This window comes from Tabrizicola sp. (assembly GCF_016793705.1).
In the GTDB taxonomy this organism is placed as follows: Bacteria; Pseudomonadota; Alphaproteobacteria; order Rhodobacterales; family Rhodobacteraceae; genus Tabrizicola.
The window spans coordinates 1-2,977 of record NZ_JAEULO010000004.1; the positions used below are offsets into that span (position 1 = coordinate 1).

Genomic DNA, 2,977 nt, shown 5'->3' on the forward strand with positions numbered 1-2,977 from the left:
GCCGCATCGCTTTTGACCTGACCGCGCAGCACCTTTTGCGTGCTGCCCAGCGGCAATTCATCGACCAGCGCCAGATAGCCCGGCAGCTTGTGGTAGGACAGCCTCTGGGTCAGGCGCTGCAACAGGTCCGCCGCGAAACTGCTTCCCGGCAGAGGTTCGGCAGGCACGACGAAAGCAAAGACCTCTTCACCCCGCAGCGGGTCCGGAACCGGCGTGACCGCCGCAGACCGAACGGCGGGGTCGTCCATCAGTGCCGCCTCAACTTCCAGCGCCGAGATGTTTTCGCCCGAGCGGCGCACGATGCTTTTCTTGCGGTCGACAAAGTAGAAGAGCCCCGCGTCATCCACCCGGATAATATCGCCGGTATGGAACCAGCCGCCGTCCCAGGCGGCTTCGGTCGCCTCGTCATCGCCCAGATAACCCGAAAAGAACCCCCGGCGCGGGTCCTCTCCCGGCGCCTTCAGGATCAACTCGCCCAGCGGGGCGTCTTGCCCGGCCTCGTCGACGATCCGCCACAGCACCGTTCCCCGGGGCCGCCCGATGCAGCGGGGAGCCAAGGGGCCGGTCAGGCCGCTGGTGTCGGTCACGGCCGCGCCGCCGGTTTCGGTCATGGCCCAGCCTTCCAGGATCGGCAGGCCGAACCGGGCCTCAAACGCTGTCTTGTGGGCGGCATCGACACCGGGGCTGAAGATCGCGCGGGCCTGGTGCGCCCGGTCATCCGTGCGGGGCGGCAGTTGCAGCAGGATCGCCGGGATCACCCCCAGACCATGCACCAGCGTCGCACCGCTTTCGGCCACGCTGCGCCACCAGCTCTTGGGGTGAAAGCGGTCCAGTGGCACAATGGTGCCGCCCGCCGCCATGATCCCGCCCGCCGTGCAGGCCAGCGCGTTCATATGGTAAAAGGGCAAGGGCGTCATGGCGACCGGCCCGCCGGTGACCCCGGCAATCCCGGGCAACCCGCGATACCAATCGGCGATCACCGCGAAATACAGGTTCGACAGGATGCAGGCCTTGGGTTTCCCGGTGCTGCCGGAGGTGAAGAGCAAAGCTGCTTCATCCTCCGGCAGACCTTCGCCAGGGGCCCTTGGCTGTTTCGCCGATGGGAGTGCGGCGTTCAGCAGGGAGACGGGCACCTGGGCGGGAATCGCGGCGGACAAAAGCCCGGTGAACTCTTCAACAGAAACAAACAGTTCGGCCCCCGACACCTGCATCTGATGGGCCAGCTCTTCGGGTCGCATCTCGGCGTTCAGCGGCACGATCGAGGCACCGATGGCGTTCAGCGCCAGCCAGTGCAGCAGGAACTCGGGACGGTTTTCCAGCATGAAGGCGACGCGGCTGCCCCGGCCGTAGCCTGCCGCAACATAGGCCGCACGCAAGACTTCGACTTGCTCTGCGGCCGCGGCATAGCTGATCACATAGCCCTCGGCTGCCCAGGGTGCCTTTGCCGCCGCAGGCACACGCACAAAATCGCGTGCGGGATAAGCTGCCGCGCTTTGGCAAAAGGCCTTGTAGGGGGAGAGGACGTTCGTGGTCACGGCTTGGTCCATGCTGTTGCGAAGATCAGCTTAGAGCTGCAGTCTGATACAATCCAATTCAATCCAGTTGCCATGTTGATCGCCGATTGGTATCAAATGACATGGAATTCCGGCAGGTCATCTATTTCATCGCCATTGCTGAGGCCGAGCATTTCGGCAAGGCGTCCAAGCGCCTGCGCATCGCGCAACCGGCCCTGAGCCGTCAGGTCAAGCTGCTGGAAGCTGAAATCGGCACGCCTTTGTTTGAACGTCTCCCGCGCGGCGTCCGGCTCAATGATGCGGGCCGGGTGTTTCTGACCCACGCCCGGCGGCTGCGCGCCGAGATGCAGCAGTCGCTCGAGGCCGCCCGGGCGGCGGCCACCGGGACATCCGGCCATCTGCGACTTGGGTTCATCGAGGTGGCGGGCTGGCACGGTCTGGTGCCAAACGGCATCCGGCGCTTCCGGGATCAGTTTCCCGGCGTCCGGCTGAGCCTTTCTGCCATGCCGACCGGTGCCCAGTTGAATGCCCTGCGTCAGGGCGAAATCGACGCGGCACTGGTCTATAACCCTCCGGAGGACGAGGACCTCGTCTCGACCGAACTTGAAAGCCACTCGGTCATGCTGGCCGTCCCACATGACTCGCCGCTGGCCGGGCGGGACTCGGTCCGGCTTGCCGATCTGTCGCGCCTGAACTTCGTAGGCTTTCAGCGCCGCGTCAGCCCGACCTATCATGACGATCTGACCGCAGCCTTTCACGGCGCGCATTTTGCACCGAACTTTGTGGCCGAGATGACGAACGAGACCGACATGCTGGCGCTCGTCTCGACCGGGGCCGGGGTGGCGCTTGTCAATTCCTGCCAAAGGTGGCGCCAGCCGCCGTCAGTGCGTTTCTTGGACGTCACAGATCTTCCGGTGCGCCTGAGGCTGTCTTTCGTGCATCTGCGCACCAACGCACCCCCGACTGTCGCACACCTCGCATCGGCCCTGCGTGCGCAATAGCGGCGACAGCGGCTGTCTCTTGCTTCGTCCGGACCGCCATGTCTGCTGGCGAAACGAAACTCTCTTGGCATAACCGATGAAGTGCCTTTTGAGGGTCATGCGAGCTGTTCTTTCACGCTAACGCTTACAGGCCGCCACAAAAGGCTTCGGCCGTGGCGGCCTCAAACCAACCGAGTTTTGACCTTCTTGGCACAGAATGGCTGAAGATTGGCACGGATGACCGTCTGCTATGGGCCGACCGGCGCATGGCACGCCGGTCTGCTGGGTTGTTACAGATCGATCCCTTCTGACAAGGACAGCGCATCGTCCAGGTCGACCCCAAGATAGCGAACAGTGCTGTCCATCTTGGTATGCCCGAGCAAAAGTTGAACAGCGCGCAGGTTGCCTGTCTTCTTGTAGATCTGGGCGACCTTTGTGCGTCGCATCGAATGGGTGCCATAGGCGCTCGGTTCAAGCCCGATC

Annotated in this window: 2 protein-coding genes and 1 pseudogene; 1 reads left to right on the forward strand and 2 read right to left on the reverse strand. The window is 63.9% G+C overall.

The genetic code is table 11. The features are described 5' to 3' along the window. Positions 1-1,535: AMP-binding protein (locus JNJ68_RS01165; RefSeq protein ID WP_294977958.1), on the reverse strand; the 1,535-nt coding region annotated here is incomplete at its 3' end. A gap of 101 nt (positions 1,536-1,636) precedes the next feature. Here JNJ68_RS01165 and JNJ68_RS01170 point away from each other — a divergent pair. Continuing rightward, positions 1,637-2,515, forward strand: coding sequence for a LysR family transcriptional regulator (locus tag JNJ68_RS01170; protein WP_294977961.1), 879 nt, complete (start codon positions 1,637-1,639; stop codon positions 2,513-2,515). A gap of 269 nt (positions 2,516-2,784) precedes the next feature. On the opposite strand, the pseudogene JNJ68_RS01175 reads toward JNJ68_RS01170, so the two are convergent. Further along, positions 2,785-2,977: pseudogene (locus JNJ68_RS01175) on the reverse strand (integrase); the annotation flags it as partial.